Origin of the sequence: Bradyrhizobium oropedii, assembly GCF_020889685.1 — a bacterium.
GTDB lineage: Bacteria > Pseudomonadota > Alphaproteobacteria > Rhizobiales > Xanthobacteraceae > Bradyrhizobium > Bradyrhizobium oropedii.
Genome location: NZ_JACMYO010000225.1, coordinates 1 through 11,775, shown reverse-complemented (window position 1 = coordinate 11,775; position 11,775 = coordinate 1). Strand labels below are relative to the sequence as shown.

Annotated in this window: 10 protein-coding genes; 4 read left to right on the top strand and 6 right to left on the bottom strand. The window is 66.3% G+C overall.

Annotation, left to right across the window (positions count from 1 at the left end; genetic code table 11):
• Window positions 1-81 precede the first annotated feature (81 nt).
• The 4 genes from dut to ubiE all read right to left on the bottom strand — a co-directional run bounded on the left by dut (window position 82) and on the right by ubiE (window position 4,358).
• Complete coding sequence (gene dut / locus H8A95_RS37575; protein WP_229187655.1) at window positions 82-540, bottom strand: dUTP diphosphatase; 459 nt, start codon at window positions 538-540, stop codon at window positions 82-84.
• Entirely contained in the window at window positions 537-1,961 is a 1,425-nt protein-coding gene (gene coaBC / locus H8A95_RS37570) for a bifunctional phosphopantothenoylcysteine decarboxylase/phosphopantothenate--cysteine ligase CoaBC (RefSeq protein ID WP_229187654.1), read from the bottom strand. Before coaBC ends, dut begins: the two co-directional genes overlap by 4 nt.
• Before the next feature lie 64 nt (window positions 1,962-2,025).
• Window positions 2,026-3,600, bottom strand: a complete 1,575-nt coding sequence (ubiB, locus tag H8A95_RS37565) for a 2-polyprenylphenol 6-hydroxylase (protein ID WP_229187653.1) — start codon at window positions 3,598-3,600, stop codon at window positions 2,026-2,028.
• On the bottom strand, window positions 3,597-4,358 hold the full coding sequence (ubiE, locus tag H8A95_RS37560; RefSeq protein ID WP_229187652.1) for a bifunctional demethylmenaquinone methyltransferase/2-methoxy-6-polyprenyl-1,4-benzoquinol methylase UbiE: 762 nt from the start codon (window positions 4,356-4,358) through the stop codon (window positions 3,597-3,599). Before ubiE ends, ubiB begins: the two co-directional genes overlap by 4 nt.
• A gap of 137 nt (window positions 4,359-4,495) precedes the next feature.
• Here ubiE and mutM point away from each other — a divergent pair, with 137 nt between their 5' ends.
• Together mutM and ggt are read left to right on the top strand one after the other, a co-directional pair.
• Complete coding sequence (gene mutM / locus H8A95_RS37555; protein WP_229187651.1) at window positions 4,496-5,377, top strand: bifunctional DNA-formamidopyrimidine glycosylase/DNA-(apurinic or apyrimidinic site) lyase; 882 nt, start codon at window positions 4,496-4,498, stop codon at window positions 5,375-5,377.
• 21 nt (window positions 5,378-5,398) lie between these two features.
• On the top strand, window positions 5,399-7,078 hold the full coding sequence (ggt, locus tag H8A95_RS37550; RefSeq protein ID WP_229187650.1) for a gamma-glutamyltransferase: 1,680 nt from the start codon (window positions 5,399-5,401) through the stop codon (window positions 7,076-7,078).
• Between the two features lie 163 nt (window positions 7,079-7,241).
• On the opposite strand, the gene H8A95_RS37545 is transcribed toward ggt, so the two are convergent.
• Complete coding sequence (locus tag H8A95_RS37545; RefSeq protein WP_229187649.1) at window positions 7,242-8,600, bottom strand: serine protease; 1,359 nt, start codon at window positions 8,598-8,600, stop codon at window positions 7,242-7,244.
• A gap of 111 nt (window positions 8,601-8,711) precedes the next feature.
• Between H8A95_RS37545 and H8A95_RS37540 the strand changes: the two genes are divergently transcribed.
• Complete coding sequence (locus H8A95_RS37540; protein WP_229187648.1) at window positions 8,712-9,512, top strand: HesA/MoeB/ThiF family protein; 801 nt, start codon at window positions 8,712-8,714, stop codon at window positions 9,510-9,512.
• Between the two features lie 109 nt (window positions 9,513-9,621).
• Here the strand turns inward: H8A95_RS37540 and H8A95_RS37535 are convergent, their stop codons facing one another.
• Entirely contained in the window at window positions 9,622-10,629 is a 1,008-nt protein-coding gene (locus H8A95_RS37535; RefSeq protein WP_229187647.1) for an aldo/keto reductase, read from the bottom strand.
• A 122-nt stretch (window positions 10,630-10,751) separates the two neighbouring features.
• Between H8A95_RS37535 and H8A95_RS37530 the strand changes: the two genes are divergently transcribed.
• Window positions 10,752-11,672: a LysR family transcriptional regulator gene (locus H8A95_RS37530; protein ID WP_229187646.1), complete on the top strand. Its 921-nt coding sequence runs from the start codon at window positions 10,752-10,754 to the stop codon at window positions 11,670-11,672.
• The last annotated feature ends 103 nt before the right edge of the window (window positions 11,673-11,775 follow it).

The window sequence follows — 11,775 nt, the reverse complement described above, 5'->3', positions numbered from 1 at the left end:
TCCCCCTCACCCGGAACGCATCTAACGATGCGTTCCGACCTCTCCCCGCACGCGGGGCGAGGTGAAGTGGAGCCCATTACTCTAGCGCCCGGTCGAGCCGAAGCCGCCGCTGCCGCGATCGGTGGACGACAGCACGTCGACCGGAACCAGCTCGGCCCTTGTGACTGGCGCGATCACCATCTGCGCGATCCGCTCGCCGCGCCGGATCGAAAACGCCTCCTGGCCGTGATTGATCAGCAGCACGTTGATCTCGCCGCGATAGTCGGCATCGATCGTGCCGGGCGAGTTCAGCACGGTGATGCCGTATTTGGCGGCTAGCCCGGAACGCGGCCGCACCTGCGCCTCGTAGCCGGGCGGCAGCGCGATGGTCAGCCCGGTCGGAACCATCTCGTAGCGGCCCGGCAGCAGCAGCAGCGGCGCCGACCGCGGCACCGCGGCCAGCAGGTCGAGGCCGGCCGCGTCGGCGGTCTGATAGATCGGCAGCAGCAGATCTGCGCCATGCGGCAATTGGTGGACTTCAACCTTGATAATGGCGCTCACGATGCGGTTCCTACTTCTCTTGCGATGCGCGAGACCAGCGCGGTCGCGACTTCTTCCTTGGTCATGACCGGCCAGGAGTCGACGGTGACGTCCTTGCCCTCGCGCGAGAGCAAATGAACGGTGTTGCGGTCGCCACCCATCACGCCGGTCGCCGGCGAGACGTCGTTGGCGACGATCCAGTCGCAGCCCTTGCGCGCGAACTTCGCCTTGGCGTTCTCGATCAGATGCTCGGTCTCGGCGGCAAAGCCGATCACCAGCGGCGGCCGCTTCTCCTTGAGCTTGGAGATCGTCGCGAGGATGTCGGGGTTCTCGACCAGTTGCAGCGGCGGCATGCCGGCCGCGGTCTTCTTCAGCTTCTGGCTGCCTTCGGTCGCGACCCGCCAGTCGGCGACCGCGGCGGCAAAGATCGCAACGTCGACCGGCAGCGCGGCCTCGACCCGGTGCAGCATGTCGCGCGCGGACTCCACGCGCATGACGGAGATACCCTGGGGATCGTCGAGATCGACCGGGCCGGTCACCAGCACGACCTCGGCGCCGGCGGCGCGCGCGGCGGCGGCAATGGCAAAGCCCTGCTTGCCGGACGAGCGGTTGGCGATGTAGCGGACCGGATCGATCGCCTCATGGGTCGGGCCGGCGGTGATCAGCACCCGCTTGCCGGCGAGCGGACGCGGCTGCGGTGGCCGCAGCATGCGGTCGGCGGCGGCGGCGATCTCGACAGGTTCGGCCATCCGCCCGACGCCGGCCTCGCCGGCTTCCGCCATCTCGCCCGCATTGGGGCCGACGGTGTGGACGCCGTCGCGGCGGAGCTGCAGCACGTTGCGGCGGGTGGCCGGGTTGTTCCACATCAGCGGGTTCATCGCCGGCGCCAGCAGGATCGGCCGGTTGGCCGCAAGCAAGGTGGCGCTGGCGAGATCGTCGGCATGGCCCTGCGCCATCTTGGCCATCAGGTCGGCGGTGGCCGGCGCCACCACGATCAGGTCGCAGTCTCGCGCCAGCCTTATATGGCCGGCATCGAACTCGCTCTCGGCGTCGAACAAATCGGTGTAGACGCGCTCATGCGACAGCGCGCTGGCGGCCAGCGGGGTCACGAATTGCTGCGCCGCCTTGGTCAGCACGCAACGGACCTGGATGTGCCGTTCCTTGAGCCGCCGGATCAGATCCAACGCCTTGTAGGCCGCGATCCCGCCGCCGATGATCAGGGTGACACGGGGCTCGCCGGTCGCGCTGGCGGCCCGTGGAGCAGGGGCTGTAACTGTGGGGGAACCCGCGCCGGGCGTCTCCGTGGGCTCCGTACCGCCCCCTGCAAGCTCCCGGAGGATCACCCGGACCTCCTCTTCGACCGAGCGTCCGTTCTTGGCGGAACGGAGCCGCAGATAGGCCTTCAGCGTGTCGTCGAGTTTGCGGATGGTCAGGCTGGCCATGGCGTGCCCTCAGCAGCATGCTCAAATGTGACAGCGATGCTATCACATAGTGCATGCATTGCAATCAGTGCGCGCGGATGGCGAAGAAGATTGCGATCAGGGCGGCGGCAATGACCCAGAGGCCGACGGTCTGCACCCGCGCCTTGCGGGCCTCGGCGCGGGCCATTTCGTCGATCGAGTCCGACGACAGCATGTGGCCCTCCCGGGTCATGGTCTCGAGCTGCTCGAGCACCGTCACGGCGCGGTTGGCAATCGACGGCAAATTGGCGAGGACGCGACCGAGCTCGCCCGCACCCGAAATCGCGCCCTGGATGCGTCCGGCGGGCCCGAGATTGCGCGTGATCCATTCGCGCACCACGGGGTCGGCGATCTTCCAGATGTCGAGTTTCGGGTCGAAGCCGCGCGCCACGCCCTCGACCACCACCATGGTCTTCTGCAACAGGATCAGTTCGGGCCGCGTCTGCATGTCGAACAGGCCGGTGACCTCGAGCAGAAGCGTCAGGAGCTTCGCCATCGAGATTTCCTCGGCGGTGCGGTTGTGGATCGGCTCGCCGATGGCGCGGATGGCTTGCGCGAAATTCTCCACCGAATGGTGGCCCGGCACATAGCCGGCCTCGAAATGCACCTCGGCGACGCGGCGATAGTCACGGGTAATGAAGCCGAGCAGGATCTCGGCCAGGAAACGCCGCTCCTTCATCCCGAGCCGGCCCATGATGCCGAAATCCACCGCAACGAGCCGGCCGGTCTCGTCGAGGAACAGATTGCCCGGATGCATGTCGGCATGGAAGAAGCCGTCGCGCAGCGCGTGGCGCAGGAAGCTCTGGATCACCTTGCGGCCGAGATCCGGCAGGTCGACCTGGGCCTGCGCCAGCCGGGCGTGATCGTTCAGCGCGATGCCGTCGATCCATTCCATCGTCAGCACGCTGTGGGCGGTGCGATCCCAATCCACCGTGGGCACGCGGAAGTCCGGATCGTCGCGCGTGTTCTCGGCCATCTCGGACAGCGCCGCCGCCTCGAGCCGAAGGTCCATCTCCATCGCGACCGAGCGCGACATCGTGTTGATGACTTCGATCAGCCGCAAGCGCCGCGCCTCGGCGGAATGCGCCTCGGCCTTGTGCGCGACAAAGAAGAAGTCGCTGAGGTCGCGGCGGAAGCGCGCGGCGACGTTGGGCCGGAGCACCTTGACCGCAACCTGCTGCCGCACGCCGTCGCGCTCGATCTCGGCGCGGTGCACCTGCGCGATCGAGGCTGCGGCAACCGCCGGCCCGAGATGCGCAAAGGCCTGCGCCAGCGGCCGTTCCAGCGATTGCGTGAGGACAGCTTCGGCCTCTTCCTGCGCGAATGGCGGCAGCCGGTCCTGCAGGGCTTCAAGGTCGCGCGCCATCGCCACGCCGACCACGTCGGGCCGAGTGGCGAGGAATTGCCCGAGCTTGAGATAAGCGGGCCCGAGCCGGGTCAGCGCGCGCGACAGCCGCGGACCCGATTTGGCGGAGCGGCGCTCGATCAGCCGCGCCAGCTTCAGCGCGAGCTGCCCGGGCGGCGGCACCAGCGCGGGATCGACGACGCCGAACACGCCTTCGCGCGCAAACACGAAACCGGCGCGGGCGAGGCGCGTAATGTGGGTCAGTGCAGAGATCACAAACGCCAGCCCGAATGCAGCGCCACGATGCCGCCGGAGAGGCTCTGCCACTTCACGCGCGCAAAGCCGGCGGCGCCGATCATTTCGGCGAACGCGCTCGGCCGCGGGAATTTGCGGATCGACTCGACGAGATATTGATAGGACTCGGCGTCACCGGTGACGGCGCGGCCGAGCGGCGGGATCACCTTGAAGGAGAACAGATCGTAGATCTTGTCGAGGCCGGGCACGTCGACGGTGGAAAATTCCAGGCACAGGAAGCGGCTGCCGGGCTTGAGCACCCGATAGGCCTCGCGCAGCGCAAGCTCGATCTGCGGCACGTTGCGGATGCCGAACGCGATGGTGTAGGCGTCGAACGCGCGGTCGGCGAAACCCAGAGTCTCGGCATTGCCCTCGACGAACGAGACGCGGTCATCGAGGTGCTGCCTGGTGGCGCGCTCGCGGCCGACAGCAAGCATATCGGAATTGATGTCGCAGACCGTGGCATGGAAACCGGTGCCCGCGGCCTTGGCGGCCCGGAATGAGATGTCGCCGGTGCCGCCGGCGACGTCGAGCAGCGCGAACGGCCGGTCGCTCTTCGGCGGGTCGAGCGTCGTGATCATGACGTCCTTCCAGGCCCGGTGCAGCCCGACCGACATCAGATCGTTCATCAAGTCGTAGCGCTGTGCCACGCTGTGAAACACGTCGTTCACCAGCGTCTGCTTCTCGCCCAGGGGCACGTCCCTGAAGCCGAAATGGGTGGTTTGATCCGGCCGATCCATCAACTCACACTCTTACCTTTTGGTCGCGTTCTCTTCACGCGAACCGGGGCCACTTCACTCGAAAACGCTCCAGCCAAACCATAGCGCGGCGGCCGCAATGGCGCTATCACGTCACTTCCAAAAGGTGAATGCCTGCCATGCCGGAATTACCCGAAGTCGAGACCGTCCGCCGCGGCCTGCAACCGGCCATGGAAGGGTCCAAAATCCTCAAGGCCGAGGCCCGCCGCAAGGATTTGCGGTTTCCGTTTCAAAAGGACTTTATCGCCCGGCTCGAGGGCCAGACCATCACCGGGCTCGGCCGCCGTGCCAAATATTTGATGGCGGACCTGAACTCCGGCGACGTGCTGCTGATGCATCTGGGCATGTCGGGCTCGTTCCGCGTGCTGAAGCAGGAGGGCGCGGCGACGCCGGGGCAATTCCACCATCCGCGCAGCGACGATCGCGCGCATGATCACGTCGTGTTCCACATGTCCTCGGGCGCGGCGGTCGTGTTCAACGATCCCAGGCGGTTCGGTTACATGAAGATCATCGCCCGCAACGCGATCGAGGATGAGCCGCTGCTGAAGGGGCTCGGTCCCGAGCCGCTCGGCAACGAGTTCGACGCGACGATGCTGGCGCGCTCCTGCCACAACAAGAAGACCAGCCTGAAGGCAGCGCTGCTCGATCAGCGCGTGGTGGCGGGACTTGGCAATATCTATGTCTGCGAGGTGCTGTTCCGTTCGCATCTGTCGCCGCGGCGATTGGCCGCGACGCTTGCGACCAAAAAGGCCGAGCCGACCGACCATGCCAAGCGGGTGGTCGATGCGATCCATTCGGTGCTCAACCAGGCGATCAAGGCCGGCGGTTCCTCGATCAGCGACCATCGCTTGACCAACGGCGATCTCGGCTACTTCCAGCATTCGTTCCAGGTCTACGACCGCGAAGGCGAGACGTGCCGCACGTCGGGCTGCGAGGGTATCGTCAGGCGCTTTACCCAGAACGGCCGCTCGACGTTCTGGTGCCCGAAGTGCCAAAAATAACAACAAAGGGAGTGCGAATTCATGAGCGGCAATTGGCGCGACCGCACCGCGGCAAGTTTTCAATGTGAGAAGCAGCCGGCCAGCAGCAGCCGCGGCATGGTGGTGAGCAATCATCCGTTGGCATCGAGCGCGGGCGCCGAGATGCTCGCTGCCGGCGGCAATGCGATCGATGCGGCGATCGCCACCTTGTTTGCGCTGACCGTGGTCGAGCCGATGATGGTCGGCATCATCGGCGGCGGCATGGCGCATATCCGCCTCGCCGACGGCAGCCATCGCTTCATCGACGGCCAGAGCACGGTGCCGCAGGCTGTGAAGCCCGATACCTACACCTCGAAGCCCGGCTCGGCGCATGACGTGTTCGACACCGTCGGCAACGAGAATTTGAACGGGCCGAAGGCGGTCGCGGTGCCGGGCTCGCTGAAGGCCTGGTGTGAAACGCTGCGCCGTTTCGGCACCATGAGCCTCGCCGACGTGATGCAGCCCGCGATCAAGCATGCCGCGCGCGGCTATGCGGCGACGCCCTATCTCCACGAATGCATCACCGACGGCGCCGAGGAGATGCTGAAGGACAAGCCGATATCGGCGATCTATCTGCCCAACGGCACGCCGCTCAAGCCGGGCGAGCGCGTGGTGCAGGCCGAATATGCCGAAACGCTGAAATACATTGCCGATCACGGCGACAACGCGTTCTATCAGGGGCCGCTCGGCGACATCCTGGTCGAGTACATGAAGGAGAACGGCGGCTTCATCGCGCAGGAGGATCTTGCGACCTACAAGACCGTCGAGCGGCAGCCGATCCGCTGCGACTACCGCGGCTGGGAAATCCTCGGGCCGCCGCCGCCGGCAGCCTCAGGCGTGCACATCACGCAGATGCTCAACATCCTCGAAGGCTACGACATCGCGCGCCTCGGCTTCGGCACGACCGAGACGATTCATTACCTTGCCGAGGTGCTGAAGATCGCCTTTGCCGACCGTGAAGCCGCGAGCGGCGATCCCGCCTACATCAACGTCCCGGTGGAGCGGCTGACCTCGAAGGCCTATGCCGACGAGCGCCGCCGCGCGATCGATCCCGACCGCGCGCAGGCCTGGAGCGCCGGCGTCGCGCAACTCGAAAGCGCCCACACCACGCACATGACCGCGGCGGATGCGATGGGCAATGTGGTCGCGACCACCCAGACCATCAACAATCTGTTCGGGGCCAAGATCCTGATCCCGGGCCTCGGCACCGTGCCGAACAACTACATGAACCTGTTCGATCCGCGGCCGGGACAAGCACTGTCGCTGGCCGCGGGCAAGCGCGTCACCACCTCGATGTCGCCGATGATGGCGCTGCGCGACGGCAAGCTCGCTTACGCGCTCGGCCTGCCCGGCGGAAAGCGCATCTTTCCGAGCGCGATGCAGGCGCTGATCAATCTGATCGACCACGGCATGAGCCTGCAGGAAGCGGTCGAAGCGCCGCGGGTCTGGACCGAGGGCAATGCGCTGGAGGTCGAGCGGGCGGTGCCGGAGACCGTCCGCGCCGCGCTGTCGGCGAAAGGCCACAAGGTGCAAGTGGTGCCGACGGTCGCCGGCGGCATGAACGCGATCCAGTTCCACGCCGATGGCACGATGTCGGGCGCGGCCTGCTGGCGCGCCGACGGCACGCCGGTCGGCATTGCCGGTGGCTTGGCTCGTGCAGGGGTGCGGTTTGCGTTGAGGTGAGACGGCAAGGGCTCGTTGGCTCCCTCGCCCCGCTCTTGCGGGGAGAGGGTTGGGGTGAGGGGCTCTCACCGCGCGCGATGCAAGCGGACGTACCTGCACCCCTCACCCGGATTGCATCCGGCGATGCAATCCGACCTCTCCCCGCAAGCGGGGCGAGGTGAACTTATTTCCTGACGCAGATCACGCGGACCACGGCGGATTTGGCGTCCACCGATTCGCCCGATGCGGTGACGGCATGCGCTTTCAGGAAGGTGCGCACCGTATCGGAAGGCACCAGCGCGGCCTGCGCCGGTGGTGCCGCGTTCGCGGGGCCCGCGACGATGACGGGCTTCAGCAGCGCGATGCCGGCAAACTTGCCGCCACCGTCGAGCGCCGCTGCGCCGGAGAACCCGAGCGCAGGCGGTGGTGACAGCGCCTGGTCGCCGCCACCGAGTTGCGCCACCGAAGCCTTGACGCTGCTCGCGGCCGCGCCGCCGCCCTGGTTCTGCGGATCGGCGATGCCGGTGATGTCGAGCGCGGTCTGCGTCGCCTGGCCTGCGATGCTGAGCGGCTTCAGCCCGCGCGCCCCATAGATGCGCAGCAGAGCGAGATCATGTTCCTTGTCCTCGGCGACCCGGTCGGCATTGCCGTAACCCGGGATCGTCAGTGCGATGCAGTCGCTGGTCGCGACGCGGTCAGTTATGATCGCGCCATCATCGCTGACCACGACGCCGGTGGCATATTCGACGGTCTTGCGCGGCGGCGGGCCGGCCTGAATGCCTGATGGAAATGCGTTGAAGGCGCTCGACATCGCGATCACCACCGGCTCGACGGTGGTCTGCATCGCCTGGTCATAGAGGATGGTGAGGATGCGCACCTCGTCGCCCTTCAAGGTGCCGCGCAGATAGAACTTCTTCAGCCCCTGCATGCCGGACAGCACGAAGAAATCCGGCTTCACCACGGTGTAGTCGATGGTGCGGCCGGCCGGCTCCTTCTTTTCCTGCTCGGCGAGCTTTGCGGTGGTCGGGCTCGCTTCCTTGCGCCGGGTCAGCAGCACCTGAACGGTGCCGGTGGGTGAAGTCCATTTGGCGCCTGCGGCATCGCTGGTGAGCTGCGGCACCAGCTTGGTCGGAATGCCGAGCCGCGCTCCGGTGGCAGGTTCGGTGACGATCCGCCAGCCGACGCTCTCCTGCTTCCGCCGCGCGGTGTCGGCGAGCACGCCGCGCTCCTGCGGGTTCAGCACGCCGGTCGGCTTGCCGCCGCGGTTCTTCTGGAATTCCTTGATCGCATTGACCATGCGCTCGTTGACGTCGCCGGTAATGGCGCCGTTATATTCGCCGACCCAGGCGAGGTCGGATTGCAGCGCCAGCCGCTCGGCCTGCGCCATCGCGCCGGCGGTATCCTCCGGCTTTTGCAGCGCGGGGCGAACCGGCACCGTCGTCACCGTTTTCGGCTTGGCCCCGGCCGTCGTCGGCGGCGTCAACTGGGCGTGCGCCGCGCCTACAGCCGCGACGATCAATGTTGCCGAAAGCACCAATCTCATGACAAATCCGGGGGAAATGACTGATACCATTGACGTCCACGCAATTAAGCACATCTGCTTGGTCGGCAACAACCGCGCTCCGGTTCAGGGAACAGCGCGCAGGACATCATCATGCTGAGTGTCGACGAACTCGAACGCTACGCCCGCCACATCGTGCTGCGCGAGGTGGGCGGCCCGGGGCAGAATGCGTTGAAGCAGGCCTCCGTACTGGTGATCGGCGCCGGCGGCCTCGGTGCGCCGGTGCTGATGTATCTGGCTGCCGCCGGCGTCGGCCGGCTCGGCGTGATCGATGACGACATCGTCTCGCTGTCCAATTTGCAGCGCCAGATCATCCATACGACTTCCGATATCGGCAAGCGCAAGGTCGACAGCGCCGCGGCTCAGATCCACGCGCTCAATCCGCATGTGAGGTTCGAGGCGCATCCAATGCGGCTCACTGCCGGCAATGCGATGGCGCTGATTGCGAATTACGATCTCGTGCTCGACGGCTCCGACAATTTCGAGACCCGCTATCTCGTCGCCGATGCCTGCTTCCTCGCGAAGCGGCCGCTGATCACCGCGGCGCTGGGCCAGTTCGACGGCTCGCTGACCACGATCCGCGCGCACGAGAAGAATACGGACGGCGTGTTCAACCCGACCTATCGCTGCCTGTTCCCGGAGGCGCCGCCGCCCGGCACGGTGCCGGCCTGCGCCGAGGCCGGCGTCATGGGCGCGCTGGCCGGTGTGCTGGGATCGATGATGGCGCTGGAGGCGATCCGCGAGATCGTCGGCTTCGGCGAGGGCCTGGTCGGCCGCCTGCTGATGGTGGATGCGCGCGCGATGCGGTTCGAAACCTTGCGTTACGCGCGCGATCCGCAGAACCCGCTCAATGGTGATGCCCCTGATATCACCGATCTGAGCGGGCATCGGTAGAGCATGATCCTGAAAAGTGTGACGCGGTTTTCCCGCGACAAACGCGAAGCGTTTGCGCTGAGATCATGCTCAAAAAAAAGCTAAGGCGCGAGGCGTCGCGCCTTAGAGGTCAGGACGCCGTCGCAGACTTCTCGCTGTCCATGTGCCGGAGATGCTCTTCCGGATAACGTCCGCCGGCGGCGGCGCCGGGCGGAAATGCCTCGGCGAGTGCGGCAAGATGCGCCGCGGTCAGTTTCACATCGAGCGCGCCGAGTGCCTCGGTCAGCCGTTCGCGGCGCCGCGCGCCGACCAGCGGCACGATGTCCTTGCCCTGCGCTGCGACCCAGGCAATCGCGACCTGCGCCGGCGAGGCGCCGATCTCGCCGGCGATGACGCGCAGCCGATCCGCCAGTGCAAGGTTGGTGTCGATGTTGCCGGCCTGAAAGCGCGGGCTGAGCAGGCGGAAATCCTTTGCGCCGGCGCGGTCCTTCGACCAGTGGCCGCTGATCAGTCCGCGCGCCAGCACGCCATAGGCTGATATGCCGATGCCGAACTCGCGGCAGGTCTTCAAAATGTCGGTCTCGATGCCGCGCGAGATCAACGAATATTCGATTTGCAGATCGGCGATCGGGTGCACCTTGTGGGCGCGGCGGATGGTGTCGGAGCCGACCTCGGACAGACCGATATGCCTGATCCAGCCTGCCTTGATCATGTCGGCCATGGTGCCGACCGTCTCCTCGATCGGCACGTTGGGATCGAGCCGCGCCGGGCGGTAGATGTCGATGTGATCGACGCCGAGCCGTTGCAGCGAGTAGGCGACGAAATTCTTCACGGCGACCGGGCGGCTGTCATAACCGAGAAAGCCATAGTTGCGATCGCGCAGCGCGCCGAACTTGACGCTGATCTGCAGATTGTCGCGGCTGCGGCTCTTCAAGGCCTCGCCGATCAGCATCTCATTGTGGCCCATGCCGTAGAAGTCGCCGGTGTCGAGCAGCGTGATGCCGGCCTCGAGCGCGGCATGGATGGTGGCGATGCTCTCGCTGCGGTCGGTCGGGCCGTAGAAGTCGGACATCCCCATGCAGCCGAGGCCGATCAGCGAAACCGTAGGGCCGGTGGAACCGAGTTTGCGTGTGTCCATGGTGGTGTTCCCAAAACATTGCGGCAGGTGATCCGCCGCCAAAATCGCGCGGCTGATATGGGCCGATCCGGCTTTCGGGATAAGCTGGACAATCGAGAATGGGTTGTTCACTATATCGAACAATGCAGGATTTCGACCTTCGCGACCTCGACGCCTTCGTGGCGGTGGCACGCACGCGCAACTTCCGGCGTGCGGCGCTGGAGAGCCGCGTCTCGGTTTCGAGCCTCAGCCAGCGCCTGCGCGACATGGAAGAGCGGCTCGGCGTCCGCCTGATGAACCGCACCACACGCAGCGTCGCGCTGACCGAAGCCGGCGAACTGCTGCTCGCCCGCGTCGCGCCGGCAATGGTCAACGTCGCCGACGCGATCACAGAGGTGCGCGGCCTGCGCGCCGAGCCGTCGGGGCGGCTGCGCATCAACGCGCCGCCGCCCGCGGTCGATCTCGTGCTGGCGCCGATGATCGCGCCGTTCCTCGCCAGATATCCGCAGGTCGACCTCGATGTCGTGGCCGAGAGTGCGTTCGTCGACATCGTCGCGCAGGGCTTTGACGCCGGCGTGCGCTATGGCGAGCATCTGGCGCAGGACATGGTCGCGGTGCCGCTCGGTGCGCCACAGCGCTACGCGGTGGTGGCGTCGAGCGACTATGTCGCGAAGCATGGCCGGCCGATGCATCCGAAGGATCTGCTGACGCATGCCTGCATCCGCAGCCGCTTCAGCAACGGCGTGATGTTCGATTGGGAATTCGAGAAGAATGGCCGCCTGGTGAAGGTGTCGCCGCCGGCCAAGCTGACTGCGACCTATCTCGGCCTTGCGCTGCGAGCGGTCCATGACGGCGTCGGCTACTGGGCGACGTTCGAGGGCTATGTCCGCTACGGCATCAAATCCGGCGCGCTGGTCAGCGTGCTCGACGATTGGTGCCCACCGTTCGACGGGCCGTTCCTGTACTACCCGAGTCGCCGCCAGCCGCCGCCCGCGCTCGCCGCCTTCGTGTCGTTCGTCGCCGACTGGCGCAAGCAGGCGCGGCGGAAGACGAAGTCGAGCTAGATCCGCATCGTCGTCCCGGCCTTGAGCCGGGACCCATAACCACAGCTCTCACAATGACTAAGGTTGGGGCTCCAGCTCAGTACAACCATAAACATCGGTGGTT

Bases quoted from the DNA above. Each gene is read 5' to 3' on its own strand.
- mutM (WP_229187651.1), top strand. From the start codon at position 4,496: ATGCCGGAATTACCCGAAGTCGAGACCGTCCGCCGCGGCCTGCAACCG.
- ggt (WP_229187650.1), top strand. From the start codon at position 5,399: ATGAGCGGCAATTGGCGCGACCGCACCGCGGCAAGTTTTCAATGTGAG.
- H8A95_RS37540 (WP_229187648.1), top strand. From the start codon at position 8,712: ATGCTGAGTGTCGACGAACTCGAACGCTACGCCCGCCACATCGTGCTG.
- H8A95_RS37530 (WP_229187646.1), top strand. From the start codon at position 10,752: ATGCAGGATTTCGACCTTCGCGACCTCGACGCCTTCGTGGCGGTGGCA.
- H8A95_RS37535 (WP_229187647.1), bottom strand. From the start codon at position 10,629: ATGGACACACGCAAACTCGGTTCCACCGGCCCTACGGTTTCGCTGATC.
- H8A95_RS37545 (WP_229187649.1), bottom strand. From the start codon at position 8,600: ATGAGATTGGTGCTTTCGGCAACATTGATCGTCGCGGCTGTAGGCGCG.
- coaBC (WP_229187654.1), bottom strand. From the start codon at position 1,961: ATGGCCAGCCTGACCATCCGCAAACTCGACGACACGCTGAAGGCCTAT.
- ubiE (WP_229187652.1), bottom strand. From the start codon at position 4,358: ATGGATCGGCCGGATCAAACCACCCATTTCGGCTTCAGGGACGTGCCC.